This is a genomic window from Bradyrhizobium sp. Kon58, from assembly GCF_055807455.1.
Window position 1 is genome coordinate 35,714 of the sequence record NZ_JBVVOT010000020.1, and the last position, 26,120, is coordinate 61,833.

Below are 26,120 nucleotides of genomic sequence, written 5' to 3' on the forward strand. Positions count from 1 at the left end.
CTCAGTCTTGACGATCAGCACGGAGAATTTGGAATGCTTGAGGGAGCCGAGGTGCGGCTTGCCGTCGATATCGGTGGCACGTTCACCGACATCGTGCTGGACGTGGGGCAGGATCGCAAGACGCGCAAACTGCTGACGACGCCGCAGCGCCCCGAACAGGCGGTGCTCGATGGCATGCGGCTCATTCTCGCCGATGCGCGCGCCCATATCAGCGACATCGACGTCTTCATTCATGGCACGACGCTGGCGACCAACGCCATCATCGAGCGTCGCGGCGCCAAGACGGCGCTGATCGCGACGGAGGGCTTTCGCGACGTGCTCGATATCGGCACCGAGAGCCGCTACGACCAGTATGACCTCTCCATCGACAAGCCGAAGCCGCTGGCGCCGCGATCCCTGCGCTTCACCGTGCCCGAGCGTATCGACGCCCACGGTGCCGTCCGCCTCCCGCTGGACGAAGCTGCGGTGCGCGCGCTCGCGCCAAGATTGCGCGCGCTGAATGTCGAGAGCGTCGCGGTCGCGTTCCTGCACTCCTACGCCAATCCCGAGCACGAGCGCCGCACGGCCGCGATCATCAGTGAGGAGATGCCCGGCATTTCCGTGACCGTATCGTCCGCGGTGTGCCCGGAGATCCGCGAATATGAGCGCACATCGACCGCGGTGGCCAACGCCTACGTGCAACCGCTGATCGACGGTTATCTTGCCCGCATGTCCGATGCCTTGCAGGTCGAGCAGTACCGCGGCGCGATCTATCTCGTCACCTCCGGCGGCGGCGTCACCTCGATCGAGACGGCGCGGCGTTTTCCGGTGCGCCTCGTCGAATCCGGTCCTGCCGGCGGCGCCATCTTCGCGGCGCAGATCGCGGCGCGTCTCGGCGAGAGCAAGGTGCTGTCCTTCGACATGGGCGGCACCACGGCAAAGATCTGCCTGATCGAGAAATACCAGCCCGAGACCTCGCGCGTGTTCGAGGTCGATCGCGCTGCGCGCTTCCTGAAAGGTTCAGGTCTGCCGGTGCGGATACCCGTGATCGAGATGGTCGAGATCGGCGCCGGCGGCGGCTCGATTGCCCATGTCGACGCGATGAAGCGCGTCACGGTCGGTCCCGAAAGTGCCTCGTCGGAGCCAGGGCCCGCCTGCTATGGCCGCGGCGGCCTGCGCCCGGCGGTGACGGATGCCGACGTTGCGCTGGGCATGATCGATCCCGACGATTTCGCGGGTGGAACGATCAAGCTCGACCCTGAACTCTCGAAGCAGGCGCTGCTGCGCGCCGTGGGCGAGCCGCTGGGTCTGTCGGCTGAGACTGCAGCCTATGCCGTGCACGAGGTCGTCTGCGAGAACATGGCGAGCGCGGCGCGCGTGCATGCGGTCGAGCGCGGTGAGATTGTCGGGCAGCACACGCTGATCGCCTTCGGCGGCGCGGCGCCACTGCATGCGGCGCGCGTCGCCGAGAAGATCGGTGTCTCCCGCGTGATCGTCCCTTCCAACGCCGGCGTCGGCTCGGCCGTGGGCTTCCTTGCGGCTCCGATCGCCTACGAGCTGGTGCGCAGCCGTCATGTGCGGCTCGACGATTTCGACACCGATGGTGTTTCCGACCTGCTCCAGGAGATGGTGACCGAGGCGCGTGCGCTGGTCGAGACGGGAGCAGCAGGCGCGCCGGTCCGCGAGCGCCGCGCCGCCTTCATGCGCTATGTCGGCCAGGGCCATGAGATCTCGATCGAGTTGCCGAACCGGCGGCTGGAGACGGCCGATCTGGCCGGACTGCGCCAGAAGTTCGAGGCGGATTATGCGGCGATGTTCGAACGATCGATCCCGGGTGCGGCAATCGAGGTGTTGAGCTGGTCCGTGCTCGCGACGACCGAGGCGCGCAATCCGGCTACGGTCGCGGCCGTGACGCGCAAGCCGGCCGGCAAGGCGACCGGCAGCCGCAAGTTCTTCGACGGCCGGGCCGGGGAGGTGATCGAGATCCCGCTCTACCGCCGTGAGGACATGGCGCCGGGCGCGACGATTGCAGGTCCCGCCGTGATCGCGGAGGACGAGACCTCGACATTCGTCTCCAACAGTTTTGATGCCCATATCGACGGTGCCGGCAGCATCGTCATGGAACGGAAGGCAGCTTGATAGATGAGCAAGGCAAGCGGCGCGAGCCTGATCGACCTCCAGATCATGTGGCACCGGCTGATCGCCGTGGTCGAGGAGCAGGCGCAGGTGCTGCTCCGCACCGCCTTCAGCCCGATCGTGCGCGAATGCGGCGACCTCTCGGCCGGCGTGTTCGACCTCAAGGGACGGATGCTGGCGCAGGCGGTGACCGGCACGCCCGGCCACGTCAACTCGATGGCGGAATCGGTCAAGCACTTCATCGCCCACTTTCCCATCGAGACGATGAAGGAGGGCGACGCCTACATCACCAACGATCCCTGGATGGGCACCGGCCATCTCAACGATTTCGTCGTCACCACGCCCTGCTTCAAGGACGGCAAGCCGGTCGCGCTGTTTTCCTGCACCAGCCATCTCATGGACATCGGCGGCATCGGCTTCGGGCCCGACGCCACCGATGTGTTCATGGAGGGGCTCTACATCCCCATGCTGAAGCTGATCGACCAGGGCGTCGTCAACGAGACGCTGATGGCGATGATCCGCACCAACACGCGGCTGCCGATCGACACCGAGGGCGACACCTACTCGCTCGCCGGCTGCAACGATGTCGGCTGCGAGCGCCTGGTCGAGATGATGACCGAGTTCGGCATCGACTCGCTCGATGCGCTCGGCGACTACATCTGCGACCGCTCGCGCGAGGCCGTGCTGGCCGAGATCGCCAAGCTGCCGAAGGGCACCTGGCACAACACCATGGTGGTCGACGGCTATGACGCGCCGGTCTCGCTCGAGGCGACGCTGACGATCTCGGATGAAGGCATCCACGTCGATTTCGACGGCACCTCGGCCGCGTCCAGGTTCGGCATCAACGTGCCTCTGTCCTACACCATCGCCTACACCGTGTTCGGTCTCGGCTGCGTCGTCGCCTCGCAGATCCCGAACAATGCCGGCTCGCTCTCGCCGCTGACGGTGTCGGCTCCCCCGGGCGCGATCCTCAATGCACCGAAGCCGGCGCCGGTCGCCTCGCGTCACATCATCGGCCAGATGCTGCCCGACGTCGTGTTCGGCTGCCTGCGCCAGATCATTCCCGAGCGCGTGCCCGCGGAAGGCACCTCGTGCCTGTGGAATCTCAACGTGCGCGGACAGACCCGCTCGGGTGCCGGCGGCAATTACGGATTCTCCATGGCGGTGACCTCCAATGGCGGCACCGGCGCGCGCTTCGCGAAGGACGGTCTGTCGGCGACCGCCTATCCCAGCGGCGTGCGCGGCACGCCGGTCGAGATCGCCGAGACGCAGACGCCGCTGATCTTCTGGCGCAAGGAGCTGCGTCCGGATTCGGGCGGGGCAGGGCGCACCCGGGGTGGCCTCGGCCAGATCATCGAAGTCGGCAGCGGCGTCGATGCGCCGTTCGACATCCTGGCGGCATTCGACCGCATCGATCATCCGCCACGCGGCCGCGATGGCGGCAAGAACGGCGAGGCCGGCTATGTCGGCCTGAAGTCCGGCAAGAAGCTGCGTGGAAAAGGCTTTCAGCAGGTGCCGCCGGACGACCGGCTGGTGGTGCTGACGCCAGGCGGCGCCGGCATCGGCGATCCCCGGGAGCGCGCGCCGACAGCCGTCAACGACGACATCGAAAGCGGCCTCGTGTCTGCCGACAACGCGGTTGCAGTTTATGGGCATACGCGATGACGCTTCAGGCGTCGTGCGCGTAGCAAACGGAGGGGCTCAATGATCACGCGACGGAATTTTACAGCGGGCGCAGCGACGTTGCTCGCAGCCGGCCACATCTCGACCCGCGCGCGGGCCGCGACGGTGAGCTGGGACATGTCGACGGTATGGCCCGACGGCAATTTCCACACCCAGAACGCGTTTGCCTTCGCCGACGAGGTGAAGAAGCAGAGCGGCGGCTCGGTCACGATCACCGTGAAGGCCGGCGGCCAGCTCGGCTTCAAGGGCCCCGAGCATCTGCGCGCCGTGCGCGACGGCCTGGTGCCGCTTGCCGACGTCCTCAACATCCAGCAGGTCGGCGACGAGCCCTTCATGGGCGTCGAGAGCATTCCCTTTCTCTGCGGCTCGATGGACGAATTGAAGGTGCTGCACAAATATGTGCGGCCCGAATACGAGAAGGTCGCCGCGCGCAACAACCAGAAGATCCTCTACATCGTGCCCTGGCCGACGCAATATCTGCACCTCAAGGTCAAGGTCGCCGATGTCGACGGCTTGAAGAACATCAAGATCCGCGTGCCCGACAAGAACGCCGTCGATATGCTGGCCGTCGTCGGCATGGCGCCGGTGATGATCCCCTGGGGCGAGACCATCCCGGCGCTGGCCTCCGGCGCGGTCTCCGGCGTCTCCACCTCGGCGGTGTCGGGCGTCGACGGTAAATTCTGGGAATTCCTGAAATACATCTACCCGACCAACCACGTCTGGTCGTCGCAGATGCTCACCGTCAACCTCGATTCCTGGAAGGCACTGAGCGCCGATCAGCAACAGCTCGTCGCGGGCATTGCCGCCAAGATGGAGCCGGGCTTCTGGGCGAACTCGCTCAAGGCGGACGTCGACAGCCTCAACCGCCTCAAGGAAGGCGGCATGGAGGTGGTGCCGGTCTCGGAAGCCATGATCACGGACATTCGCGCCAAGACCGCGCCGCAGCTCGACGCTTTCGTCAAGCGCGTGCCGGCGGCCGACAAGCCGGTGCGGGCCTATCTCGCCGAAATGAAGCGCTGAGGACGGGCCGTGGCGGATGTCCTGCCTGCGTCGTCCCAAAGTCTCAACGCGGCGGCGCCAGCGCCGCTGCGCATTCTGCTCGACGGCATCGACCGTCTTGGCCGGCTGGACGGTTGGATCGGAGGCGGCTGCCTCTTGATGCTGACGTTGCTGATGCTATGCGAGGTCGCAACGCGCTTCCTCTCGAACTTCCTGCCGTTCTTCCCGCCCACGATCTCGATCGCGTGGGAATATTCCTCCTATCTGATGGCGGCGTCCTTCACGTTCGGCGCCGCCATGACCCTGCGTGTCGGCGGCCATATCCGTGTCGTGCTGCTGCTGAAGAACGTCCCGGCCCCCTTTCAGCGCGCGATCGAAATCCTGTCGGCCGCCGCAGGCCTCGCCTTCATGGCCTTCCTGACATCGTCGATGGCGAAGTTCGCCTTCGGCGCCTATGTGCGCGGCCAGGTTTCGACCTCGAGCGACACCCCGCTGTGGTTTCCGCAAGGAGTCGTCACCTTTGGCATGCTGCTGCTGACGCTGCAGTTCCTGGCGCGCGCGATCCAGGCCGTGCTCGGCCTGCCGCTGGAAGATCACCGCATGAAGGCCTCGCCCGTCGAATGATCGCCCACGCGCCAGCCAGCGGACACCGGATTCCATGACCATCGAAGTCGTTGCACTCTTTGCGATCCTGTTTGCGCTTCTGGCATGCGGCGTATGGATCGGCCTGACGCTTGCGCTCACCGCGACGCTGCTGCTGGCGATGTTCCGCTCGATCCCGCTCGACAAGCTGCTGCCGCAATACGCCTGGAACATCTTGACGACGCAGGAACTGCTGGCGTTGCCGCTGTTCATCCTGATGGGTGAGTTGCTGTTTCGCACCCGTCTGTCGCGTTCGCTGTTCCAGGGGCTCGCGCCATGGGCGGGGCTGCTGCCGGGTCGTCTTCTGCATGTGAACGTGATCGGCTGCACCATCTTCGCGGCGATCTCCGGCTCGTCGGCGGCGACGACGCAGGTGATCGGCCGCATGTCGCTGAACGAGCTCACGCGCCGCGGCTATTCCCGCGACATCGCGATCGGCTCGCTCGCCGGCGCCGGCACGCTCGGCTTTTTGATCCCGCCATCCAACATCATGATCATCTATGGCGTGCTGGGCGACGTCTCTATTCTCAAGCTCTTTACCGCCGGCGTGCTGCCTGGCCTTCTGCTGGCGGCCACCTTCATGGGATGGGTGATGCTGCACACGACGTTCAACCGCACGTTGGTGCCGGAGTCCGAGGCAAAGCTCTCGCAGGTGCCGTGGCGCGAACGCTTTGCGGCGCTGAAGGACCTCGCGCCGGCGCTGTTCCTGATCGCCTGCGTGCTCGGCTCGATGTATGGCGGGCTGGCGACGCCGTCGGAAGCCGCCGCGGTCGGCGTGTTCGGCGCCGCGCTGGTCGCCTGGGCGCAGGGCTCGATGTCACAGCAGGTGATGCGCGACGTGCTGATCGGCTCGGTCGTGACCTGCTCGATGATCGCGCTGATCGTGCTCGGCGCCTCGATCCTCGGCAACGCCGCGGCCTTCCTCGGCATCCCGCAGGCCGTCGCCGCCTTCGTGAAGGGCTTGGGGCTATCGCCCTTCATGCTGATCGTGGTGCTGATTATCTTCTACCTGATCCTCGGCTGCTTCCTCGACGGCTTCTCGATGATCGTGATGACGCTGCCGATCGTGCTGCCGATCGTGAAGGGGGCTGGCTTCGACGAGATCTGGTTCGGTATCTTCCTCGTGCTCGCGGTCGAGATGGCCCAGATCACGCCGCCGGTCGGCTTCAACCTGTTCGTCATCCAGGGCTTGACCGACGATGGCCTCGGCTACATCGCGCGCGTCACGATGCCGTACCTGCTCATCATGGTCGGCTTCGTGCTGCTGCTGACGCTCTGGCCCGGCATCGTCACGATCCTCCCGCGCGTGCTGTACGGGTAAATCCTTCCTCCGGCCTTGGCGCTATCGCGTCCGCCCGCAGCAGTCTGAGACTGCGAGGCCAAACGAACCGGACAGCGCAACTGACGTTTGTGATCCGCGCCGCGCGTCAAATTCGCGCCGTGCGCGTGTTCCATCTTTGCGCTCGTCGTCATCCGGCGTACGCTGCCGGAGCGAGGATAAGCACAACTGCAACCAGTCCAAAGACGTAGCACCTTTTGGCGATGTCCGCCGAGAGAGATCGAGAGCCGTTGGCGGCTCGTATGCGATGGAGAAGAACCGACAGATAGTGGACCGCAACATCCCTCGCGGCGGCGTCTGTGAGACGCAAGTTAAACAAACATAAAGCGGGAGGAACGGATGAAGAAGCGTTGGTGTAAGTCTGGTCTACCTCTTATTGCCGGCGCGACGCTGATGGTGTCGTCGGCCTTGGCCCAGTCCGTGGATACTGCGCGGATCGAGAACGGCGGTCAGAACGATTGGCTGACCTATCACGGTTCATACAAGTCCTATCACTACAGCCCGCTGGCGCAGATCAATGCAAATAATATCGCCAATCTGAACGTTGCCTGGACCCATATTCCAGGACGCTCGACCCGCGGCCTGCAATCGATGCCCCTCGCGGCGGATGGCGTGCTCTATTACTCGGGTTCTTACAGCCGGGTTTTTGCGCTCAACGGCGCGACAGGCGAGGTGATCTGGTCCCATTTTCCGGAGCTGGACGAAGCCCTGATCTCCCGTCAGACCCATTCTCCCTACAATCGCGGCGTAGCGCTCGGCGAGGGCAAGGTTTTCGTCGGCACCATGGACGGCAGGGTTCTTGGCCTGGATATGAAGTCGGGGAAGGTCCTCTGGGAAACCAGGCTGATCGACTCCCAGAAGCTCACGGTCGGTTTCACCGGTGCACCGCTTTACGCGAAGGGTACGGTGATCATCGGAGCGCAAGGCGGTGAATGGCCGGGCCGCGGCCCGATCTTCGGCCTGGATGCCACCACCGGGAAGAAGAAGTGGGAGTTCTTGACCGTCGCCGGCACCGACGAGGCCATGAAGACGTGGGGAAACGATTCCTGGCGCACGGGCGGTGGCGGTGGCTGGATGCCGGGCACTTACGATTCCGAGACCAACACGATCCTGTGGGGCACCGCAAACCCGGCGCCGCTCTACGATTGGTCGGGCGCCGATTACAAGACGCAAGGCGCGCGTCCCGGCGACAATCTCTACACGAGTTCGGTGATTGGTCTCGACGTCGATACCGGCAGGCTGAAATTCCATCATCAGGAATTGCCGCACGATGCCTGGGATTTCGATAGCGCGGTCGGCGAATTTGTGATGCTCGAACGTGACGGTCAGAAGTTCGTGGTTCACCCGAACAAGGGCGGTTTCGTCTTCGTCTATGACCGCAATCTCGCCGTGAAGAATGTCTGGCGGCTCGTTGAGAACATCAATTTCGTCAAGGATATCGATCCCAAGACCGGTGCCTTGATCGGCCGTCGCGACTTCAGCGCCGGGAAGGTCACCGAACCGCCGCTGTGCCCCTTCATTGGCGGCGGCGTCAGCTGGAACGCCGGCTCCTACAACCCGAAGACCGGCCTGTACTACAAGATCGGCCAGGAATGGTGCATGACGCTCGACGTCCAGAAGACGACGCCGGTCACAGCGCCCCAGGTCCAGCTCAACATCGGCGCCGATTTCAAGATGGTACCCCCTCCGGGCGGAGAGATCTATGGACATCTCGACGCGCGCGACCCCATCACCGGCGCCAAGAAGTGGGAGGTTCGCTATCCCGAGCCGCCGCTCGGAAGTGTGCTGTCGACTGCGGGCAATCTCGTATTCGTGCCCGACTCCCGCGGGATCCTTCATGCCTACGATGCCGAAACCGGGGCCGAGCTGTGGAGTCACAACAACGGCACCGGCCACCAGGGCGGCATCGTCAGCTATTCCGTCAATGGCAAGCAGTACATTGCCGTGGCCGCTGGCTTTGGCGGCATGCTGGCAGACGAATACGCGCCAAACTTCGGCGGCGTCTACAAGAGCATGCCGCGTGATGACGGGGCGCTCGTCGTCTTCAGCTTGAAATAGATCATCGCAGATTGCCGGGGAGCAGGCGTAAGCTTGCTTCCCGCGCATTGGGAATTTCCGGGCGTGCTTCAGGACATCGTGCTTCAGGATATGGAGCTGGGTACCTTGAACTTGCATTTGAAGAAGATCACCGCGCTGCTATCGGCGGTGCTGGGCGCCTCGTCGCTGTATGCCGCACCGGTTCAGGCGCAGTCTGCCGCTCCCGTACCCGACAACGGGACGTTCGACGTCGAGCAGTTATTCGCAGGGACTTGCGGCTTTTGTCACTCCGCTGGCGGCCGGGCTGCCGGCAAAGGACCGCAGCTGATGAATTCGCCGCGCGACGACGACTATCTGCACAGCCGTATCAAAAACGGCAAGTCTGGTGCGATGCCGGCATTCGGCGGGGCCTTCACCGACGCGCAGATCGACCAGATCGTCAAATACATCCGCGCCCTGAAGCCGCGCGAGGGCTGAATGGACCAGCCGATGTCGATACGAGAACGCGGAACGAAGACAGTTCTCCCGCTTGTGGTCGGCGCCGTGATCGGATTGCTGAATCCTGCGCAGGGGCGGACCCTGGACGCGATCCGCGCGTCCGGTGTGCTCGGATTATGCGCCCATCCGAACTCGCTTCCGTTCGCAAGCAAGGCCGCCGATCCTCCCGGCTTTCAGATTGAATTGGGCCAGGCGCTGGCACACGAGCTCGGGGTGTCGCTGCGGCTCGACTGGATCATCACCCAGTACCAGATGCGGAGCGCCGGATGCGACATCGTTCTGGATGTCATCGCCGACCGCGAAGCGCAGGGTGAAACCCGCCTGAAAATCTCAAAACCGTATTATCGCACGGGCGTCGCGCTCGCCGTCCCCTCATCCAGCGCGCTCGCCTCGTTCCAGAGCCTCAACGAGCATACCAAGGTCGGCGTGCAGGTCGGATCCGTCGCTGCCATGATCATCAGTCAACGGCACGTCCCGACGTCGACTTTCGGCTTCGAGAGCGACAGCCTCGATGCCTTGTCAAACCATGAGATCGATGCCGCTGCGGTCACACCCACTGCGGCGAGTTATTTCAATCTGACGCATCCGGACAAGGCATTTCGTATCCTGGATCGCGACGAGTCCGTAGCCGATCTCAACTGGAATGTCGCGGTCGGCATGGTCCGTCCGGATGATGCATTGCGCGACACCATCGATGGAGCGGTTGAACGGCTGCGAAACGACGGCACGATCGATCGGATATACGGCCGCTACGGGGTCGTAGTGCAGATGCCAAAATAGCCAATTGTTCCGGGCGCGTCAGTCGCGCTGTTTAACCCGTCGCCCCGGCCGAATTGTCCGGAACGACGGGTTATTTCGAATGTCGCTTACGCCGCGGCCTTCTTCCGCGCCTGCTCGGCCTTGTACAGCTCGAACTCTTCCGCGATCGCGCGTGCGACCGACGGCCGTTGACGCAGGCGTTCGTAATAGGCCTTCACGCTCGGCCATTTCGCGAGCTCGATCGGCGGCGTCGCCATGGTCCAGTTGATGACCGTGACGAGATAGGCGTCGGCGACGCTGAAATGGTCGAGCAGGAAGTCGCGCCCCTTCAGGTAATTGTCGAGATAGTCCAGCCGCGACAGGTTCTTCTCCAGCGCATAGGCTTTCGTCTCCTGCGGCGCCTTGCGGTCGAGCACCGGGATGAACAGGCCCTTGTGCAGTTCGGTGCCGATGAAGCAGAGCCATTGATGCAGCCGCGTGCGATCGATGCCCGCTGCGGCGCCGAGGCCCGATTGCGGGAAGCGGTCGGCGATATATTGCAGGATCGCGGCGTTCTCGGTCAGCACCACGCCTTCATCGGTGCGCAGTGTCGGCACCAGGCCGATCGGATTCACGGTCCGGAAATCAGTGCCGTCGCTCAGCACTGTCTTGGTCGGCGGATCGACTTCGAGATAATTGGCTTCCGCTCCGGCTTCATACAGCGCGACGCGGCTCGCCATCGAACAGGCGAGGGGCGAGAAATAAAGATCCATCTTGAGCCTCCTTGGGCAATTCTTCGATGTGACTTTTGGAGTGTCGCTCAACCCGGCCAGATTGATTTTTGTACTGTCTTGCATATTATGGGGGCGGTCAAGGATTAAATTCGAAATGGTACAAAAAGCGAAACCGCCAGCTGCTGCCAGTGAGCCCAAACGCCGCGGCCGTCCGCGCGCCTATGAACCCGACGTCGCGCTGGGCAAGGCGCTCGACCTGTTCCGCACGCAGGGTTTCGCGGCGACCTCGCTCGACGATCTCAGCGAAGCCACCGGCATGAATCGCCCCAGCCTCTATGGCGCCTTCGGCGACAAGCGCGAGCTCTACATCAAGAGCTATCAGCGCTACCGCGAGGAAGCGCGCGCATCGATGGTGGAGATCTTTCGCCAGGAGATGCCCGTGCGCCGGCGGCTGGAGCGCATCTTCGCCTCCGCGCTGAACATCTATCTCTCCGGCGAGACCGGTCCGCGCGGCTGCTTCACCGTGGTCACGGCGGCCTCCGAGGCGGTCGGCGATCCCGACATCCGGGCCATGGTGCTCGATGGCCTCAACGAGCTCGACAAGGCATTTGCAAGTTGCTTCCGCCGCGCCAAGGAGAAAGGCGAGTTGTCCGAGAGCGCCGATCCCGCCGTGCTGGCGCAGCTCGCTTCAGCGACCGTGCATTCAATTGCCATCCGCTCCCGCGCGCGTGTGTCGCGGAAAGAGCTCGAGGCGATCGTGAAGGGGGCGATCGACCTGATGGTGGGAGGAAAGAGCTAGGCGGTTGCGTGGCGCGAGCTATCTCCCAAACGTCGTCCTGGCGAAAGCCAGGACCATAGCCACCGAATTCGATTTGGCGAAGATTCGGAGTTGCCGCCGTCGCGCCGCAGCTCCTCCCTGGGGTAATGGGTCCTGGCTTTCGCCAGGACGACACTGAGTTGTAGCCCGCTACGCTGCGCGAATATGCGCGAGGAAGCGGTCCACCTCGTCGCGCAGCCGCTGCGATTGTTTCGACAGCTCGATCGCCGAGCCCAGGACTTCCTCGGCCGCTGTTCCCGTCGCGGCGATGCCGGCGGTGACGCCCGCGATGTTTTGCGAGACCTCGCCGGTGCGGGCGGCTGCCTGCTGGACGTTCTGCGCGATCTCCTGCGTCGCGGTACCCTGCTGGCCGACGGCGGCGGCAATCGCGGCGGAGATCTCGTCGACCTCCTGAATCGTCGCGCAGATCGACTGGATGCCGTCCACTGCGCCGGTGGTCTCGCCTTGTACCGCCGTCACCTGCGCGCCGATCTCCTCGGTCGCCTTGGCAGTCTGGGTGGCCAGCGCCTTCACCTCGGAGGCGACCACCGCAAAGCCGCGGCCGGCTTCGCCCGCGCGCGCCGCCTCGATCGTCGCGTTGAGTGCCAGCAGATTGGTTTGCTCGGCGATGCCGCTGATGAAGGAGACGACGTCGCCGATTTTCTGCGCGGCGTCGGCCAGACTCTGCACTCGCTCATTCGACCGTCGTCCGTCGCTCGCAGCTTTGCCGACCACCGCGGTCGCGTGCGCAAGGCGCCGGCTGATCTCTGTCATCGACGACGACAGCTCTTCCGCGGCGGCAGCAACCGTCTGCACATTCTCCGAGGCGAGCGCCGAGGCGGACGACACCGTGCCGGTCTGCTGTCGTGATCGCTCGACGATATCGGACATCGAGCGCGCCGTGTTCTCCATCTCGACCGCGGCCGAGGAGACCGTGGTGACGACGTCGCGGATGCTGGCCTCGAAATTGTCGGCGAGCGCGGCGAACGCGCGCCGTTTCTCCGCTTCGGATTGCGCCTTAGTGTCGGCCTGTTCGGTCTGGAGCCGGTTGAAGTTGAGGGCGTTGTCGCGGAACACCGCGACAGCCTTGACCATCGCGCCGACCTCGTCATTCGCCTTGCTGGCGGGGACGGCGACATCGAGGTGTCCGTCGGCCAGCTCGCGCATCACCGTGGTGATGGAGATGATCGGACGCGAGATGCTGCGGGCGATGAGATAGCCGACGATGGCGGCGAGCACGAGCCCGAGCGCGGCGATGCCGAATGCCAGCAGCCAGGCACGGTCGGCAGAGGCCACATAGTCGGCATTGTCCATCACCAGTTCGACCGCGCCGAGCGACTTGCCGGAAAAATCCCTGATCGGTCCGAGCAGCGCGGCCACCGGCGTGGTGTCGAGCTTGGCCTGCCGTATCGTGAAGTCGCCGCCGGCGGCGCGGCCGTAATCGGCCGCATCGAAGAAGCTCTTGCCCTTCAGCGTGCCGCCGAACAGCTTGAAGCCGCCGCCGTCCGCGAGGTGGAAGGCGATGTCGACATGGCGGTTGCTCTTGAAATCGTCCAGAAAGGACTGGCCGAAGGTCAGGCCAAACTCGACTGAGCCGAGATGCTTGCCGCCTTGCGCGATCGGCACGACGCCGCGGATGCCGAGCCCGGCCAGGCCACCCTCGAGGCCAACCACGACCTTGTGCTCCTGGTTGGCGATGATCACGGTTTTGCGGAAGCCCGAGAGGTCGTCGCCAAATTTAGCAGGCTGGTGCACGCGCAGGAACGAGGTCGCGGGTGCCACGTGGAACTGGAACTGTTCGACGCCGTACTCCGATTTGGTCGCGGCAAACACCGGCCCGAACAGGCCGACCAGGGCGTTGCGATCCTGTTTGGCCATCGCGTCCTGCGTAGCTGGTATTGCGGCGACGACGGCGCTCATGGCGGCGGCGCGGCGGGACTCCTCAGTGATGCGCGATTGCAGGGCATCGTAATGGCTGCGCAGCTCGCGCTGGTCGGCGCGGTCGATGATCCCCGCGATGATCCACATCGCCCCGAGCACCGCAAACAGCGCCGTCGCGGCTGCCGTCACCGCCAGCGCAACCGTGATCCGCATCCTGAGGCCGAGCGTGAAGCGCATGTCCGACTCGTTCGTTGAGCGTTGATTAACAACGCCTATCAACTTCTCGCTAAGAGAGGGTGAACGGGATACCGGCCGGCGATCAGTGATTTTACGGGCCCGGGTGGCCCGTGAGGTCTCAATACCCCCGCGTCCGGTCCACCACGTTCTCCAGCACCCCACCCGCCTCGAACCGCGCGATCTGCTCGGCGACATAGGTCGAGATCGCATCGGCGTCGGTATCGGCGGCGTTGTGCGGCGTCAGCAACACTTTGGGATGGGTCCAGAACCGGCTATCCGCCGGCTGCGGTTCCTGCACGAAGACGTCGAGCGAGGCCGCGCCCAGCGTGCCGTCGTCGAGGCAAGAAAGGATGTCGGCTTCGTTCTGAAGGCCGCCGCGGCCGGCGTTGATCAGCACGGGCGCACCGAGTGGGCTTTTGCGGTTGAGCTTGGTGAAGACGTCGCGGTTGAGGATGCCGTGCGTATCAGGCGTCAGCGGCAACAGGCTAACGAGGATATCGGTCGTGCGCAGGAACGCGTCGATCTGCCCGGCGCCATGGAAGCATTCGACGCCTGCGATGGTGCGCGGGCTGCGGCTCCAGCCGGCGACGCGGAAACCAAGCCGCCGCAGCACATCGGCCGCGTCAGCGCCGAGCGTGCCCAGTCCCATGACACCGACCGTGACGGCGCTCGCCGGCCATTGATATGTCGGCTCCCAGCGCTTTTCGCGCTGCGACTGGCGCAGATAAAGCTCCTGGCGGTGGTGCATCAGCACGTGCTGCACGACGTATTCGGTCATGCGGCCGGTCAGATCGGGCACGGCGACACGCACCAGCGGCACGTTCGGAAGGCTCTTGTCCGCCATCAGCGCATCGACGCCGGCGCCCAGATTGAAGATCGCACGCAGATTGGGGAAAGAGCCGAGGTCGCCCGGCACCGGCTTCCACACCGCGGCATAGTGCACCTCGGCCGGATCGAGCCCGGCATCGGGCAGCAGCACGACGCGGCGGCCGCCGCCGACCGCGTCGAACCGGGCCTTCCAGCGCTCCGGCAGCCAGTTCTGCTGCGTGCTGTTGATCAGGACGGCCAGTGTGCCCACGGTCATTCGAAGTGCCTCTTGAGGTTCCGCTTTTGAAGGCCCTCCTTGGCACGATCTGCCGGATTTTTCTTGCAATTTTTTTCCGCAGCCATGTCGGGGCAAGGCATACTGGATCGTCTTCAAAACAAGCGCTCAGAGAAGGTACTGCCCATGCTTTATGCGATCCTTTGCTATCACGACGAGGACTTCGTCGGCTCCTGGAGCAAGGACCAGGATGAGGCCGTGATGAAGAAGCTCGCCGTGGTGCAGGAAGGTCTCGCGAAGCAGGGCAGGCTCGGCCCCGTGGCGCGGCTGCTGCCGACCACTGCGGCAGCGACGCTGCGCAAGGAGGACCCGCCGCTGGTGCTCGACGGCCCCTACGCGGAGACCAAGGAGCAGTTGCTCGGCTTCTATATCGTCGATTGCAAGAATCTCGACGAGGCGCTCGACGTTGCGCGCGACCTCGGATCGGCCAATCCCGGCGGTGCCTATGAAGTGCGGCCCGTGGGCGTGTTCAGGCCCGGAGGGAATCTGACGTGAGCGAGGCCGATACCGCCTGGATCGAGACCGCGCTGACCTCGGCGCGCCCCCAGGCGGTCGGCGCGCTGCTGCGCTATTTCCGCGATCTCGACACCGCCGAGGAGGCCTTCCAGAACGCCTGCCTGCGCGCGCTGAAGACCTGGCCGCAGAACGGGCCGCCGCGCGATCCCGCGGCCTGGCTGATCATGGTCGGCCGCAACGTTGCGATCGACGAGGTGCGCCGCACCCGCAAGCAGCAGCCGCTGCCCGAAGACGACCAGGCGATCTCCGATCTCGACGACGCCGAGGGCGCGCTCGCCGAGCGGCTCGACGGCTCGCACTACCGCGACGACATTTTGCGGCTGATGTTCATCTGCTGCCATCCAGGGCTGCCGGCGACGCAGCAGATCGCGCTGGCGCTCCGTATCGTCTGCGGCCTGACGGTGAAGCAGATCGCGCGCGCCTTCCTGGTGTCGGACGCGGCGATGGAGCAGCGCATCACGCGTGCCAAGGCAAAGGTCGCGGAGGCCGGGACGCCGTTCGAAACGCCGGGCGCGGTCGAGCGCTCGGAGCGGCTCGCCGTCGTCGCCGCGATGATCTATTTGATCTTCAACGAGGGCTACTCGGCGAGCGGCGACACCGCCGCAATCAGAAAGCCGCTGTGCGAGGAAGCGATCCGGCTGGCGCGGCTGCTGTTGCGGCTGTTCCAGAGCGAGCCGGAGATCATGGGCCTCACGGCGCTCATCTTGTTGCAGCATGCGCGCAGTGCCTCGCGATTTGCCGCGGATGGCTCGCTGATCCTGCTGGACGACCAGGATCGTTCGCTGTGGAACGGCACCATGATCGCGGAAGGCCTCGCGCTGATCGACAAGGCGATACGCCATCGCCGTAGCGGGCCCTACCAGATCCAGGCCGCGATCGCCGCGCTGCATGCCCGCGCGTCGAAGCCCGAGGAGACCGACTGGGCGCAGATCGACCTGCTCTATGGTGCGCTGGAGGTGGTGCAGCCCTCGCCGGTGGTGACGCTCAACCGCGCGGTTGCGGTGTCCAAGGTGCGCGGACCGCAAGCCGCGCTCGACCTGATCGAGCCGCTGGCGCCAAAGCTTGCCAACTACTTCCATTTCTACGGCGTACGCGGCGCCTTCCTGATGCAGCTCGGCCGCAATGACGAAGCCCGCATCGCCTTCGACCGCGCCATCGCCCTCGCCAACACGTCCGCAGAAGCCGCCCACATCCGCATGCATCTCGATCGCCTGATCCGGGACAGCCAGCCCAAGGGCGCCAATGGCGGCGCCAGGCAAGACGCCAAGGTCAAGGCGCCAAGGTGACGTAGAGAGCGCCTGCTTCGGGCGGAGCAAAATTTCCGCTTCGCCTTGTCGGACCCGGCCCCCTCCCTTCGTCCTAGGACCGTATCCAGGGAGCCATTCATGCTGAGAGCCATTGCCGTCATCGCCCTCCTGTTCGCAGTCGGAATCGTGGGGGTGCTCGTCTTCGCCCTGACGAAGCCCGACACATTCCGCGTCGAACGCAGCCTCGCCGTCAAAGCGCCGGCCAATGCGGTCTATCCCTTGGTCGCCGATTTCCATCGCTGGACGGCCTGGTCCCCCTACGAGGGCCGCGATCCCGCCATGAAGCGCAGCTTCGGCGGAACTACGGAAGGAAGGGGCGCGACCTATGCCTGGGACGGCAACAACAATGTCGGCGCCGGCCATATGGAGATCCTCGAGGCGAGTGCGCCGTCAAAACTCCGCATCAAGCTCGATTTCGAGCGGCCTTTCGAAGGCCACAACACCGCCGAGTTCACCTTTGTGCCGCAAGGCGATGCCACACTGGTCACGTGGGCGATGTCCGGTCCGGCCCCGTTCCTGTCCAAGATCATGCAGGTGTTCATCAACATGGACAGCATGATCGGCAACGATTTCGAGGCGGGCCTGGCCAGCCTGAAGAATCTCACCGAGAAGTAGCGCCGTCACCCCGAATGAAAGCAAAGGAGAGAAACGATGCTCAATCCCTATCTGTTCTATCAGGACACCTGCGAAGCGGCATTCAATTATTACGCCAAGGTGCTCGGTGGCAAGATCGACGCCATGATGCGTTCGTCGGACGCACCGCCGGACATGGCCGCGGCGCCCGGCCGCGAGAAGACGATCATGCATGCGCGGATGTCGCTGCCTGACGGCACCGTGCTGATGGGGTCCGATGTACCGGGCGAGCATTTTCACAAGCCGCAGGGCTTCTCGATCTCGCTGACGGTCGCGGACCCCGCGGAGGGCGAGCGCAAGTTCAACGCGCTCGCCGATGGCGGTGCCGTCACCATGCCCTTCAGCAAGACGTTCTGGGCCAAGGGTTTTGGCATGTGCGTCGACAAGTTCGGCATTCCCTGGATGGTGAACTGCCCGGCCGAGGGAATGTGACAAGGCGCGATCGTTTGACGCGCCAGGCGGCGATCCCCTCTCCCCGACGATGCGGAGAGGGGCGCGCATGAGACGTTGAGTCATGTGCCGATCGACTGTGCGCCCTCTCAGCGGATCGATCCGGTCACGTCATTGCTCGGTGGTTGGGCGGAGGGAACGCAGCGCGGACAGATCACGAGCTTGGTCCCGAGCTGCCTGTCATTCTCCGCTTCGATTTCGTCATGGATTGCCCACCACGCCGCGGAGTACGGGCGCAAGGTGCCGAGGACTCTCTCCCGCTCCTGATTCGGATCACTCGCCGCGGGAGCTTGGGTCGCCACACGACGTTTCATGACAGAGGGACGGTTCGGATCCTGACCGAGGCCGTCCCATGCGATCGGACGGCGTTCCTGCGCAGGCGCGACCACGCATCCCATGAGCGTTGCGCAAAAAGTGAGCAAGACAAAGCCGTGTCGCATCATGCCGGGCCCTTGGGTGTTGTATGCGACGCGCCAAGTCCGCTTGCCGAAGCTTGCGTCGCACCGCTCAAATGGAACCTAAGGGAAACGCCTGGCCGACACGGCCGAATATGAATTTTGGTGTCGCACCACATTGCGAGAGCAGTGAGGCCGCTTCGTGAAATGATGCGGACCGCATCGCACAACAACTGGCGCAATATTAGGCTGTGAACTCCGGGGCAGAATCGTTATTTATTTCGTCATAAAATTTTAAAAACTGGGGCGGGCGTACTTGGAAGGGGAGCGACCGATGGCGGCGGCGCTGCAGATCAACTTTGCACTTTGGGGTATGCTCATCTGCGCGAGCATGGAATTGACCGAGCTGATCCAGAGTTTCTATTAGAACTCAGGAAGCGTGTGACGGGCGGAATTGGCGGGCGCTTCCGTCCACCTGATCGTCACCGGCAGCGCGGATAGATCGCGGCGAGGTCGCGCCCCTTCAGCAACAGCAACCGCGACGAGAGGCCGCCGCGGCGGCTGATCCAGTCGCGCACCGGGCCGGGATAGGCCGCAAGCACCGCGTCGGATGCTTCCGGCTCGGCGTAGAAGCGTCCGCGCCGATCGACCGATCGCGCCGCATGGAAGCCGAGCACGGCACGCTTCGTCACACAAATCCGCTCGCCCGGCACGATGCTCAGCACCAGCGTGCAGGCGGACAGGCAGGGACCGTCGATCACCACGCGCTCGCCGCTCTCGCGCACCTTCTCGAACAAATCGAGGAACGGCCCGACCTGTCCACCGGGCGACTGGATGATGCGGATTTCGGCCGAGGCAGGCGTGGCGGCGAGCAGCGCGGATGCGAGCATCGAGGCCTTGAGGAAGGTGACGCGTCGCATGAAGCCTCCGCGAATTCGAGTCCGTAGGATAGGCCAATGAGAAGAGGTGGGTGACGCTTCGCTAGGCCAACCTACGCCGTGTCTATCCGTTCCGCCGTTCGCCGCGCAGCGTCGGCAGGCCGATGCCAGCCGCATCGAAGCCGCCATCGACGGCCAAAATTTGGCCGGTGATGTAGCTCGATCGTTCCGAGCACAGGAAGTAGATGGCTTCGGCGAGTTCCTCTTCCAGGCCGTAGCGGTTGAGCGGGATGGCGTCGTGATAGTCGGCGCGGATCTCCCTGGTGTGCACCTGCTTCGCCATCGCGGTATCGACCGGTCCCGGCGCGACCGCGTTGACGCGGATGTTGAGGGACGCGAGCTCGACCGCGAGCTGCTTGGTAAGGTGCGCGAGGCCGGCCTTGCTGGTGCCGTAGGCCGAGCGCAGCGTCGAGGCGCGCACCGCCGAGATCGAGGTGATGTTGACGATGGCGCCGCCATTGCCGTCGCGCATCAGCGGCACCGCCGCCTTGGTGCAGAGGAACGGCCCGGTGAGGTTGACCTCGAGCACGCGTCGCCAATCGGTCTCCGACGTCTCCATCAGCGGCGCGAACACGGCAATGCCGGCATTATTGACGAGCGCGTCGAGTCGGCCAAACCGCTGTTCGACGGTCGTCATCGCGGCGGCAACCGCGGCGGCGTCCGAGACGTCGCAGGTCAGCGCCAGCGTGGCGTCGTGCCGGCCGATCTCGGCGACCGCGCGGCCGAGCAGCTCGCCCTCGATGTCGAGCAACGCCACCCGCCAGCCCTCGGTCAAAAACTTCTTCGCGGTCGCAAGCCCGATGCCACGCGCGGCTCCGGTGACGAGGGCAGCGCGGTGCGGGGTAGGGGGCATTGGCTGATCGTCCTTATGAAAGATTGGTCGCGCGAGCGCGAGCCTCTTTTACTTCGCTTTCGTTCCGACGAGGAAGGTCTTAACTCGAAGGCACGATGTCGGGACGGTCCTCGATGGATCGTCTTCCAGGGGATCATTGCCAGGGAGACCCGGAATGTCCAACGATCACGAGCGCCGGATTCGAGACCTTTTCGCCGCATATCTCGCCAACGACCGGCAACGGGTCGCCGACGCGTTAGCCGACGATTTCCGCTTCACCAGCCCGTTCGACGATGACCTCGACAAGGCGGCCTATTTCGAGCGTTGCTGGAGGGACACCGGCTGGATTGCGCGGCACGACATCGAGCGGATTTTCGTCCAGGGCGACGAGGCCTTCGTCACCTATCTCTGCTTGGCGACAGATGGCAGGAGCTTTCGCAATACCGAGTTCTTCACCTTTGCCGGCGGCAAGGTCCGCCGCATCGACGTCTATTTCGGCGCTGCCCGGCAGGACGGGCGGTTCCTGCCGCAGGCGCGCTAGCGCCAGCCAATAATCTCCAGAATAATTTTCGTCACCTGTCGGTTTCGTCAAGGTTCCTTCGTCTTGGAGGTGAGGGCGGGCGCCCGGGCCGTCGCTCCCGTCCATCCGGAGTGGCGCCTCGCCGCGCAACCCGAACGAAAAAGCACGCAAGGAATGCTCATGCGATTCATGATGCTGATGATCCCGCTCGGCTACGAGACCGCGGCGCCCGACGTTCAACTCGATCCCGAGCGGGTCGCTGCGATGATGCGCTACAACGAGGCGCTGAAGGACGCCGGCGTGCTGATCACGCTCGACGGCCTGCACCCGCCCTCGATGGGCGCGCGCGTCTCGTTTGCGGCCGGCAAGCCGATCGTGACCGATGGTCCCTTCGCCGAGGCCAAGGAGGTGCTGGGCGGCTACTGGATGATCGAGGTTACCTCGCGTGCCGAGGCGATCGCCTGGGCCAAGCGGTGTCCGGCCGCACCGAACGAAATCATCGAGATCCGTCAGGTGCAGGAGATGAGCGACTTTCCGCCTGACGTGCAGGAGGCCGCCGCCGGTTTCGGCGACCTCAAGAAATGGCCGCAGCTTCGTCCATCCATCATCAAGGGAGAGAACCGATGAGCACCGACACCTATCTCGCCGTTTTCCTCGGCAGCAAGACCAGCTCCAAATGGGCCGCATGGGATGCGATGCCCGAGGCCGAGCGCAAGGCGAAGGAGCGGGAGGGCATGGCGGCCTGGAAGGGCTGGGTCGAAAAGCACCAGGGCGCGATCCAGGCCATGGGCGGGCCGCTCGGCAAGACCAAGAAGGTCGACGGCAAGGGCCTTGCCGACATCGCCAACGAGATGGGCGCCTTCACCGTGGTGCGCGCGGCATCCCATGAAGCCGCGGCGAAGATGTTCGAGAACCACCCGCACTTCGCGATTTTCCCCGGCGAACGCGTCGAGATCATGCCGGTGCTGCCGATCCCTGGCGGCTAGACTTCGGCGGCCGTGCCGGACCCGGAAGAATACGGCCGATCAACCCGGCCGCCGCTAGTGACGTTCACCGCCGGCTCATGTAAAGGTCGTTCACATGAGCTGGCGCAAGGAGACGCGCCGCGCCGAGCGCGGCTATCACCACGGCAATCTGAAGGAAGCCCTGTTGCAGGCCGCCCTTGGATTGATCGCCGAGAAGGGCGCGGCCGGCTTCACCTTTGCCGATGCCGCGCGCATGGCCGGCGTCAGCGCGGCGGCACCGTACCGGCATTTTCGCGACCGTGAAGAACTGCTGTCCTCGATCGCGCAGCGTGGCTTCGAGCAGTTCGAAGCGCGCCTGACCGCGGCCTGGGACGACGGACGGCCCGACACCGTCACGGCGTTCGAGCGTGTCGGCAGGGCCTATCTGGCCTTCGCCCGCGAGGAGCCGGCGTTCTACAATGCGATGTTCGAATCGGGCGTGCCGGTGGATTCCAATCCGGCGCTCCAGACTGCCAGCGAACGTGCTTTCAACATCATTCGTGCCGCGGCGGAGCGGCTTGCCGCGCTGGCGCCGCCGGGCACCCCGCGGCCGCCGGCGATGATGATGGCGCTGCACATCTGGTCGATGGCGCATGGCGTGGCCTCGCTGTTCTCCCGCGGCGATGCTGCGCGTCGAAAGCTGCCGATGTCGCCGGACGAGCTGCTCGAAGCCGAGGTGCTGATCTATCTGCGCGGTCTCGGCTTCCCGACCGATCGCCGTCCCCCGGCGAAAAGCGCCGAGCCGCCGCCGGTGCCACCGGAGGCATCCTCCGGTTCGGGCGTGCCCCCCGGTGGTCCCTGGGGCAAGCCGAAATAAAGTTACCCAAATAATTCCCCCGCCCTGTCAGGCGGTCGGCTTGACAAAATCGCGGGATGATCTACCTATGTAAATGTTATTTACATTCACAACGGCGCTGATGCCGTCATGGAGAGGGAAATGGCCTACACCGCTGATGTCAATCGATGGCGCGGCCCTTCGGACCAACACTACGAGCGCCCCCACATGCTCAATACGCCCTGGCATCCCGGCTGGATCGCCGTGACCATCCTCGGCTTCATCATCTGGTGGCCGATCGGACTTGCCCTTCTCTTTTTCACACTCGGGAGCAGAAGAATGTCGTGCTGGAGCAACCAGGATCGCTGGCAGAACAAGATGGAGCGGATGCAGTACAAGATGGACCGTATGCGCGGCCGCACGGAGCGCCACGGTTTCGGCTTTGGCTTCGGCCCGCCCTCGAGCGGCAACCGCGCCTTCGACGAGTACCGCACCGAGACATTGCAGCGGCTGGAGGAAGAGCAGGTCGAGTTCAAGAACTTCCTCGACCGTCTGCGTCACGCCAAGGACAAGGAAGAGTTCGACCAGTTCATGGCGCAACACAAGACGCGCCCGACCCCGCCGCCGACCGACCAGCAGCAAGGTTGATCTCAAGGTTGATCTCGGGACTGACGCCTCTCAAAGCCGTCAGGCGCATGCCCCCAAAGTCCTGATGGCCCCGAGCCGCCCGCCTGCGCAACCCGCAGGCGGGCGGTTTGGTTTTGGGAATGCGCCTCAGGCTGCCGCGACCGTCCGGATTGCCTTGGTTTGGAAAAGTCTTGGTCTGGAAGTCTGGTCCAGAGAGAGAGACTTGGTCAGCGCGCCGTGGCGAGCTGCGCGCGAACCGACTCCAGGAAGTGTTCGTAGGCGTAGTCCACGATCTCGTTGAGTGATCGCGTTCGCGCGAACATCGCCTTGGCCTCGGCGAGAAACTCCTCGCGGGTCGGAATCTTCGGCAAATGCAGATGCGTCAGTGCATCGACGCCTTCATGCGCGCGACCGAGGATGTCATGCAGCGTCGGCAGTTGCAGCTGGGCCAAATCGGCTCGGCGGAGCGCCGACGAGATCGCATGCGCCAGTGTCTGCGCATCGAACCGTCCGGCAAGCTCACGGGCCGCCCGGTTGATGACGCGTGCGCCAAGCGGCTGCTCGTTGCGCAGCACCTGCTCGGGCGGCGACTTCATGTTCCAGACGATGCCGAACCAGGACAGCACCTTCAGGATGTAATAGGTGACGTCGATTTCCCACCAGCGAAAACCTTGCCGCACGCTGCTTTGGTAGGCATGGTGATTGTTGTGCCAGCCCTCACCGAGGGTGAACAAGGCCAGCAGCCAATTGTTGCGAGAATCATCGCCGGTCACGTACCGCTTGCGTCCATGCACATGGGCGAGGGAGTTGATGCAGAAGGTCGCGTGATAAACCAGCACGGTGCTCCACAGGAAGCCGACGACGAGGCCGGACCACCCGCCAACCAGGAAGCAGAGCGCAGCCAGCGTAATGGCCGGCAGCAGTTCCAGGCGATGCAGCCACATCAACTCCGGATAGGCAGCGAAATCGCCGACCTTCACGAGGTCGGTGCCATCGTGCTCCCGGTAAAAAATCCAGCCGAGATGGCTATAGAGGAAGCCTCGATGACGCGGTGAATGCACGTCGTCTTCGGTATCGGAATGCAGATGATGATGTCGATGCTTGGCCGCCCACCACAAAACGCTTTTCTGCGCGGTGCTTTGCGCAAGCCAGGCCAGGATGAACTGAAACACCCGGCCGGTCGCGAAAGCCCGATGGGAGAAATAGCGGTGGTAGCCCGCTCCGATTGCAAACATGCGGACGACATACAGCGAGGCGCAGATCGCGATGGCCTGCCAGGTCACGCCGGTCCAGATGGCTGCAACGCAGCCGAGATGGACCAGCAGGAACGGCAGGGCGGAGGGATACATGATGTCGTCGTGTTGGTCGTCGGCGGAAGCGTTGGGCGACATGGATTGGCGTGACCTTGGATGACGGGGATCCGGAGTCGCTTCGGCAGCACTGAGGGCCGCTGTGTACGACAAACCCGGGGGTGGCGGACCGCTGCGGGGCTTCGAACGAGATACTTTGCCTGAACAACCCGGGCCAGCGCGGCAGCATGATCCTGAGACCATAGCTTCGGCCGGGAACTCGACTTCGTCCATATATATGATCCCGGGCGCCTGGCATGCAAGCTCGTAGCCTCACGGGGAGCGTGGCGCGCGCGCGGCCGACGCTCTATATCCGACAGCGAAAAGGAAGCGTCAAAACATCGCAGGCGGCAACGATGACGGAAGCTGCGATCACGCCGAGCGAGACCCTCTGGCAGAAGATCCGCGACGAGGCGCAACGCGCAGCGGCAGCCGACCCCATATTCGGCCGGACTCTTGGCGGTCTCATCTTCGCCCATGACGATTTTACCGCCGCACTGTCGGACCTGATCGGACGCCGGCTTGGCGACAGCGCGGCTGAACGCGAGCGCTTCACGACATTTTCCCGCGACGCCTTCAATGGCCAGCCGAATCTGATCGAGGCGGCCGGCCGCGACTTGCAGGCCATCGTGCTCCGCGATCCCGCCATCACCGGACTGTTGGCGCCGCTGCTGCATTTCAAGGGCTACGTCGCCTTGCAGGCCTGGCGCGTCTCGAACTGGCTCTGGCATCACGACCACCGCGACGCGGCGCTGCTGTTTCAGAACGAGGCGTCTAACGTCCTGCAGGTCAGCATTCATCCGGCGGCGAGCTTGGGATCGTCGGTGTATCTCGACCACGCCACCGGCATCGTGATCGGTGCCGATGTGGCGATCGGCGACGAGGCCACCATCCTTCAGAACGTCAGCATCGGTCGCGGCACGGAACTGCCGGCGCGCTCGCCTCGCGTTGGTCGCGGCGTGTTCATGGGCTCCGGCGCGACGATTCTCGGCAACGTCAGAATCGGCGATTTTGCAAAGATCGGCGCCGACACCGTCGTGACGAGCGACGTGCCCCCGGGCTGCACCGCAGTCGGCAATCCGGCGCGGCTGACCAATTGCCCCGAACCCGCTTCTGCGGCCTGACTCGCCCTCAAGTCATCAGGCGACGTGCTCCTCGTTCAGGCGGCGCGGCGGTGGCGCTCGCCGCCATGATGCGGCGTGACCGGCTCCGAACTGGTCTGGCCCGGCGCGTCCAGCACCGCGACATGATGCCGGTAGACCATTTCCCAGCCCTTCCATCCCGTGAACAGGAGGATGCCGACCACGATCAGCGAGAGCGCCACGCCCCACGGCTTGACCGCAGCCTCCGCGCCTTGCGCATAACGGAGGTAGAAATTGATCAGGGCCAGCACGACCGCCGCCAGATTGCCGACCATGTGATACCAGGCATCGTTGAGGCTGCGGATACGGGCGTCGCTGAAGAAGTCGGTGAAGCCGGCCACGGCGGCAACGAGCGCCATGACGATGCCGGCGCCGATCAGCCATATGGCGGCTCTGGCCCAGAAGCCGTCGCCGGTTCCGATGAAGGCGAGATCGGCGATGGGCGCGCCGACCAGGAAGGCGACGGGGAACGGGATGATCATGGGGTGGAGCGGATGATCGCCGATGGCGGCAGTCGACTTGGGGTTGATACTCATGGCAAAACCTCGCGAAAAGTGATTTTCCAGACAATTTTTCGGGCGAGGGCTGGTTCCTCCAACGTGATGTCAGCAACAGCCGGGGCCGGCAGCTTGCCAACCGCCTGCGCCCGCTCGCTTTCCGGCAGCCAAATCCGCCTGCGGTAACCCAGCATTAACCATCGCCGGGCTCTGGTAATTGCGGACAATCGCGCCCAGAGCCCGAAGTCTGAGCCTTGGGGTCGGGCCCATAGTTTTGACATCTTGGCAGGGAATGCAGGCGGCTGGCTTTGGA

Annotated in this window: 28 protein-coding genes; 19 read left to right on the forward strand and 9 right to left on the reverse strand. The window is 64.4% G+C overall.

The genetic code is table 11. From position 1 onward, the window contains the following. Window positions 1–33 precede the first annotated feature (33 nt). The 8 genes from AC0L20_RS27255 to AC0L20_RS27290 all read left to right on the forward strand — a co-directional run bounded on the left by AC0L20_RS27255 (window position 34) and on the right by AC0L20_RS27290 (window position 10,093). On the forward strand, window positions 34–2,118 hold the full coding sequence (locus tag AC0L20_RS27255) for a hydantoinase/oxoprolinase family protein (protein ID WP_473293819.1): 2,085 nt from the start codon (window positions 34–36) through the stop codon (window positions 2,116–2,118). A 3-nt stretch (window positions 2,119–2,121) separates the two neighbouring features. After that, window positions 2,122–3,780 carry a hydantoinase B/oxoprolinase family protein gene (locus AC0L20_RS27260; protein WP_473293820.1) on the forward strand — a complete coding sequence of 553 codons (1,659 nt, stop codon included), beginning with the start codon at window positions 2,122–2,124 and terminating at the stop codon, window positions 3,778–3,780. A gap of 39 nt (window positions 3,781–3,819) precedes the next feature. Further along, on the forward strand, window positions 3,820–4,818 hold the full coding sequence (locus AC0L20_RS27265; RefSeq protein WP_473293821.1) for a TRAP transporter substrate-binding protein: 999 nt from the start codon (window positions 3,820–3,822) through the stop codon (window positions 4,816–4,818). A gap of 9 nt (window positions 4,819–4,827) precedes the next feature. Beyond that, window positions 4,828–5,421, forward strand: a complete 594-nt coding sequence (locus AC0L20_RS27270) for a TRAP transporter small permease subunit (protein ID WP_473293822.1) — start codon at window positions 4,828–4,830, stop codon at window positions 5,419–5,421. Window positions 5,422–5,455: 34 nt separating this feature from the next. After that, window positions 5,456–6,760 (forward strand): TRAP transporter large permease, encoded by a 1,305-nt coding sequence (locus tag AC0L20_RS27275; protein WP_473293823.1) that lies wholly within the window; start codon window positions 5,456–5,458, stop codon window positions 6,758–6,760. 357 nt (window positions 6,761–7,117) lie between these two features. Then, window positions 7,118–8,836 carry an outer membrane protein assembly factor BamB family protein gene (locus tag AC0L20_RS27280; RefSeq protein ID WP_473293824.1) on the forward strand — a complete coding sequence of 573 codons (1,719 nt, stop codon included), beginning with the start codon at window positions 7,118–7,120 and terminating at the stop codon, window positions 8,834–8,836. A gap of 63 nt (window positions 8,837–8,899) precedes the next feature. Then, window positions 8,900–9,292, forward strand: coding sequence for a c-type cytochrome (locus tag AC0L20_RS27285; RefSeq protein WP_473293825.1), 393 nt, complete (start codon window positions 8,900–8,902; stop codon window positions 9,290–9,292). After that, the gene (locus AC0L20_RS27290) at window positions 9,293–10,093 is read left to right on the forward strand and encodes a substrate-binding periplasmic protein (RefSeq protein ID WP_473293826.1); all 801 of its coding nucleotides are present in this window, start codon (window positions 9,293–9,295) and stop codon (window positions 10,091–10,093) included. An 86-nt stretch (window positions 10,094–10,179) separates the two neighbouring features. Here AC0L20_RS27290 and AC0L20_RS27295 read toward each other — a convergent pair whose 3' ends face one another. Next, window positions 10,180–10,824: a glutathione binding-like protein gene (locus AC0L20_RS27295; protein WP_473293827.1), complete on the reverse strand. Its 645-nt coding sequence runs from the start codon at window positions 10,822–10,824 to the stop codon at window positions 10,180–10,182. 115 nt (window positions 10,825–10,939) lie between these two features. Here AC0L20_RS27295 and AC0L20_RS27300 point away from each other — a divergent pair, with 115 nt between their 5' ends. Continuing rightward, window positions 10,940–11,584, forward strand: coding sequence for a TetR/AcrR family transcriptional regulator (locus tag AC0L20_RS27300; protein WP_473293828.1), 645 nt, complete (start codon window positions 10,940–10,942; stop codon window positions 11,582–11,584). 168 nt (window positions 11,585–11,752) lie between these two features. Here AC0L20_RS27300 and AC0L20_RS27305 read toward each other — a convergent pair whose 3' ends face one another. Both AC0L20_RS27305 and AC0L20_RS27310 read right to left on the reverse strand, forming a co-directional pair. Then, entirely contained in the window at window positions 11,753–13,720 is a 1,968-nt protein-coding gene (locus AC0L20_RS27305) for a methyl-accepting chemotaxis protein (RefSeq protein WP_473293829.1), read from the reverse strand. Window positions 13,721–13,838: 118 nt separating this feature from the next. After that, window positions 13,839–14,804, reverse strand: coding sequence for a 2-hydroxyacid dehydrogenase (locus tag AC0L20_RS27310; RefSeq protein ID WP_473293830.1), 966 nt, complete (start codon window positions 14,802–14,804; stop codon window positions 13,839–13,841). A gap of 144 nt (window positions 14,805–14,948) precedes the next feature. On the opposite strand from AC0L20_RS27310, the gene AC0L20_RS27315 reads away from it, so the two are divergent. The 4 genes from AC0L20_RS27315 to AC0L20_RS27330 all read left to right on the forward strand — a co-directional run bounded on the left by AC0L20_RS27315 (window position 14,949) and on the right by AC0L20_RS27330 (window position 17,710). Beyond that, window positions 14,949–15,317, forward strand: a complete 369-nt coding sequence (locus tag AC0L20_RS27315; RefSeq protein WP_027570323.1) for a YciI family protein — start codon at window positions 14,949–14,951, stop codon at window positions 15,315–15,317. Continuing rightward, a complete protein-coding gene (locus tag AC0L20_RS27320; RefSeq protein ID WP_473293831.1) occupies window positions 15,314–16,624 on the forward strand; it encodes an RNA polymerase sigma factor in 1,311 nt (436 codons plus the stop codon). Before AC0L20_RS27315 ends, AC0L20_RS27320 begins: the two co-directional genes overlap by 4 nt. Before the next feature lie 99 nt (window positions 16,625–16,723). Further along, on the forward strand, window positions 16,724–17,260 hold the full coding sequence (locus AC0L20_RS27325) for an SRPBCC family protein (RefSeq protein ID WP_473293832.1): 537 nt from the start codon (window positions 16,724–16,726) through the stop codon (window positions 17,258–17,260). A gap of 36 nt (window positions 17,261–17,296) precedes the next feature. Further along, the gene (locus AC0L20_RS27330; protein WP_456768012.1) at window positions 17,297–17,710 is read left to right on the forward strand and encodes a VOC family protein; all 414 of its coding nucleotides are present in this window, start codon (window positions 17,297–17,299) and stop codon (window positions 17,708–17,710) included. 107 nt (window positions 17,711–17,817) lie between these two features. Here AC0L20_RS27330 and AC0L20_RS27335 read toward each other — a convergent pair whose 3' ends face one another. The 3 genes from AC0L20_RS27335 to AC0L20_RS27345 form a co-directional block, all read right to left on the reverse strand. Beyond that, the gene (locus AC0L20_RS27335) at window positions 17,818–18,171 is read right to left on the reverse strand and encodes a hypothetical protein (protein ID WP_473293833.1); all 354 of its coding nucleotides are present in this window, start codon (window positions 18,169–18,171) and stop codon (window positions 17,818–17,820) included. A 434-nt stretch (window positions 18,172–18,605) separates the two neighbouring features. After that, on the reverse strand, window positions 18,606–19,043 hold the full coding sequence (locus AC0L20_RS27340; RefSeq protein ID WP_473293835.1) for a hypothetical protein: 438 nt from the start codon (window positions 19,041–19,043) through the stop codon (window positions 18,606–18,608). Between the two features lie 82 nt (window positions 19,044–19,125). Continuing rightward, window positions 19,126–19,914 carry an SDR family NAD(P)-dependent oxidoreductase gene (locus AC0L20_RS27345; protein WP_473293836.1) on the reverse strand — a complete coding sequence of 263 codons (789 nt, stop codon included), beginning with the start codon at window positions 19,912–19,914 and terminating at the stop codon, window positions 19,126–19,128. A 154-nt stretch (window positions 19,915–20,068) separates the two neighbouring features. Here AC0L20_RS27345 and AC0L20_RS27350 point away from each other — a divergent pair, with 154 nt between their 5' ends. The 5 genes from AC0L20_RS27350 (at window position 20,069) to AC0L20_RS27370 (ending at window position 22,840) form a co-directional block, all read left to right on the forward strand. Further along, entirely contained in the window at window positions 20,069–20,434 is a 366-nt protein-coding gene (locus AC0L20_RS27350; protein WP_473293837.1) for a nuclear transport factor 2 family protein, read from the forward strand. A gap of 159 nt (window positions 20,435–20,593) precedes the next feature. Beyond that, the gene (locus tag AC0L20_RS27355) at window positions 20,594–21,040 is read left to right on the forward strand and encodes a YciI family protein (RefSeq protein WP_473293838.1); all 447 of its coding nucleotides are present in this window, start codon (window positions 20,594–20,596) and stop codon (window positions 21,038–21,040) included. Then, window positions 21,037–21,399 (forward strand): hypothetical protein, encoded by a 363-nt coding sequence (locus AC0L20_RS27360; protein WP_473293839.1) that lies wholly within the window; start codon window positions 21,037–21,039, stop codon window positions 21,397–21,399. The genes AC0L20_RS27355 and AC0L20_RS27360 overlap by 4 nt, the downstream gene beginning before the upstream one ends. A gap of 94 nt (window positions 21,400–21,493) precedes the next feature. Then, on the forward strand, window positions 21,494–22,234 hold the full coding sequence (locus AC0L20_RS27365; RefSeq protein ID WP_473293840.1) for a TetR/AcrR family transcriptional regulator: 741 nt from the start codon (window positions 21,494–21,496) through the stop codon (window positions 22,232–22,234). Window positions 22,235–22,354: 120 nt separating this feature from the next. After that, window positions 22,355–22,840 (forward strand): DUF2852 domain-containing protein, encoded by a 486-nt coding sequence (locus AC0L20_RS27370; RefSeq protein WP_473293841.1) that lies wholly within the window; start codon window positions 22,355–22,357, stop codon window positions 22,838–22,840. 206 nt (window positions 22,841–23,046) lie between these two features. Here AC0L20_RS27370 and AC0L20_RS27375 read toward each other — a convergent pair whose 3' ends face one another. Beyond that, window positions 23,047–24,210 carry an acyl-CoA desaturase gene (locus AC0L20_RS27375; RefSeq protein ID WP_247431731.1) on the reverse strand — a complete coding sequence of 388 codons (1,164 nt, stop codon included), beginning with the start codon at window positions 24,208–24,210 and terminating at the stop codon, window positions 23,047–23,049. Between the two features lie 314 nt (window positions 24,211–24,524). Here AC0L20_RS27375 and AC0L20_RS27380 point away from each other — a divergent pair, with 314 nt between their 5' ends. Next, window positions 24,525–25,292, forward strand: a complete 768-nt coding sequence (locus AC0L20_RS27380) for a serine acetyltransferase domain-containing protein (protein ID WP_473293842.1) — start codon at window positions 24,525–24,527, stop codon at window positions 25,290–25,292. A gap of 35 nt (window positions 25,293–25,327) precedes the next feature. Here the strand turns inward: AC0L20_RS27380 and AC0L20_RS27385 are convergent, their stop codons facing one another. Together AC0L20_RS27385 and AC0L20_RS27390 are read right to left on the reverse strand one after the other, a co-directional pair. Beyond that, window positions 25,328–25,846, reverse strand: a complete 519-nt coding sequence (locus AC0L20_RS27385; RefSeq protein WP_027570338.1) for a DUF2231 domain-containing protein — start codon at window positions 25,844–25,846, stop codon at window positions 25,328–25,330. Then, a complete protein-coding gene (locus tag AC0L20_RS27390; protein ID WP_473293844.1) occupies window positions 25,843–26,001 on the reverse strand; it encodes a hypothetical protein in 159 nt (52 codons plus the stop codon). Before AC0L20_RS27390 ends, AC0L20_RS27385 begins: the two co-directional genes overlap by 4 nt. Window positions 26,002–26,120: the final 119 nt, after the last annotated feature.

Coding starts and splice junctions, on each gene's coding strand:
- AC0L20_RS27255 (WP_473293819.1), top strand. CDS start 34: ATGCTTGAGGGAGCCGAGGTGCGGCTTGCCGTCGATATCGGTGGCACG.
- AC0L20_RS27260 (WP_473293820.1), top strand. CDS start 2,122: ATGAGCAAGGCAAGCGGCGCGAGCCTGATCGACCTCCAGATCATGTGG.
- AC0L20_RS27265 (WP_473293821.1), top strand. CDS start 3,820: ATGATCACGCGACGGAATTTTACAGCGGGCGCAGCGACGTTGCTCGCA.
- AC0L20_RS27275 (WP_473293823.1), top strand. CDS start 5,456: ATGACCATCGAAGTCGTTGCACTCTTTGCGATCCTGTTTGCGCTTCTG.
- AC0L20_RS27280 (WP_473293824.1), top strand. CDS start 7,118: ATGAAGAAGCGTTGGTGTAAGTCTGGTCTACCTCTTATTGCCGGCGCG.
- AC0L20_RS27290 (WP_473293826.1), top strand. CDS start 9,293: ATGGACCAGCCGATGTCGATACGAGAACGCGGAACGAAGACAGTTCTC.
- AC0L20_RS27295 (WP_473293827.1), bottom strand. CDS start 10,824: ATGGATCTTTATTTCTCGCCCCTCGCCTGTTCGATGGCGAGCCGCGTC.
- AC0L20_RS27300 (WP_473293828.1), top strand. CDS start 10,940: ATGGTACAAAAAGCGAAACCGCCAGCTGCTGCCAGTGAGCCCAAACGC.
- AC0L20_RS27305 (WP_473293829.1), bottom strand. CDS start 13,720: ATGCGCTTCACGCTCGGCCTCAGGATGCGGATCACGGTTGCGCTGGCG.
- AC0L20_RS27310 (WP_473293830.1), bottom strand. CDS start 14,804: ATGACCGTGGGCACACTGGCCGTCCTGATCAACAGCACGCAGCAGAAC.
- AC0L20_RS27315 (WP_027570323.1), top strand. CDS start 14,949: ATGCTTTATGCGATCCTTTGCTATCACGACGAGGACTTCGTCGGCTCC.
- AC0L20_RS27325 (WP_473293832.1), top strand. CDS start 16,724: ATGCTGAGAGCCATTGCCGTCATCGCCCTCCTGTTCGCAGTCGGAATC.
- AC0L20_RS27330 (WP_456768012.1), top strand. CDS start 17,297: ATGCTCAATCCCTATCTGTTCTATCAGGACACCTGCGAAGCGGCATTC.
- AC0L20_RS27335 (WP_473293833.1), bottom strand. CDS start 18,171: ATGATGCGACACGGCTTTGTCTTGCTCACTTTTTGCGCAACGCTCATG.
- AC0L20_RS27340 (WP_473293835.1), bottom strand. CDS start 19,043: ATGCGACGCGTCACCTTCCTCAAGGCCTCGATGCTCGCATCCGCGCTG.
- AC0L20_RS27345 (WP_473293836.1), bottom strand. CDS start 19,914: ATGCCCCCTACCCCGCACCGCGCTGCCCTCGTCACCGGAGCCGCGCGT.
- AC0L20_RS27350 (WP_473293837.1), top strand. CDS start 20,069: ATGTCCAACGATCACGAGCGCCGGATTCGAGACCTTTTCGCCGCATAT.
- AC0L20_RS27355 (WP_473293838.1), top strand. CDS start 20,594: ATGCGATTCATGATGCTGATGATCCCGCTCGGCTACGAGACCGCGGCG.
- AC0L20_RS27360 (WP_473293839.1), top strand. CDS start 21,037: ATGAGCACCGACACCTATCTCGCCGTTTTCCTCGGCAGCAAGACCAGC.
- AC0L20_RS27365 (WP_473293840.1), top strand. CDS start 21,494: ATGAGCTGGCGCAAGGAGACGCGCCGCGCCGAGCGCGGCTATCACCAC.
- AC0L20_RS27370 (WP_473293841.1), top strand. CDS start 22,355: ATGGCCTACACCGCTGATGTCAATCGATGGCGCGGCCCTTCGGACCAA.
- AC0L20_RS27375 (WP_247431731.1), bottom strand. CDS start 24,210: ATGTCGCCCAACGCTTCCGCCGACGACCAACACGACGACATCATGTAT.
- AC0L20_RS27380 (WP_473293842.1), top strand. CDS start 24,525: ATGACGGAAGCTGCGATCACGCCGAGCGAGACCCTCTGGCAGAAGATC.
- AC0L20_RS27385 (WP_027570338.1), bottom strand. CDS start 25,846: ATGAGTATCAACCCCAAGTCGACTGCCGCCATCGGCGATCATCCGCTC.
- AC0L20_RS27390 (WP_473293844.1), bottom strand. CDS start 26,001: ATGCTGGGTTACCGCAGGCGGATTTGGCTGCCGGAAAGCGAGCGGGCG.